This window comes from Halorubrum sp. SP3 (assembly GCF_005435195.1).
Lineage (GTDB): Archaea > Halobacteriota > Halobacteria > Halobacteriales > Haloferacaceae > Halorubrum > Halorubrum sodomense.
This window is the reverse complement of sequence record NZ_SGTU01000375.1, coordinates 1-451: the sequence shown is the minus strand read 5'-3', so window position 1 is coordinate 451 and position 451 is coordinate 1. Positions and strand designations below refer to the sequence as shown.

The window sequence follows — 451 nt, the reverse complement described above, 5'->3', positions numbered from 1 at the left end:
ACTCGTCGAACAGGTCAACGGCAGCCGAGACAAGCTCTGTACTGTACTGGCCGGTATCGCGTTGCTCTCGGACACGTGCTCCCCACCCAGGGTCATCCAGAGCCGCCAACACACGGCCGTCCTCCATGTTGCGGTCATCATCGATCACAGACCGTCCACCATCTTGCTTCGGCAAGTAGTATCGCGAGGAGATCTCACCGGTCGAGCTACCCTTGTAGTGGTCAACTGCCACCTCGATCAGTTCCTGCTTCTCGACAGTCGATGGAACAAATTTACCAACACAGTTAGCGCAGTGCCCGCAGTCCTCCTCAAGCGATCCGTCTAACTCATCGTCGATGAACCGCGTCAGGCACGCATCGGTCGCCGCAAACGATTGGATTCGCTCCAACTCGTCCCATCGATGCTGCGTGACTGACTCAATGCGCTCGTGATCATACGACCAGTCTTTGCT

The 451-nt window shown here is 56.8% G+C and carries 1 pseudogene; it reads right to left on the bottom strand.

Features of this window, described 5'->3' with window-relative positions:
* A pseudogene (locus EXE42_RS16915) lies at positions 1 to 451 on the bottom strand (ATP-dependent DNA helicase RecQ); the annotation flags it as partial.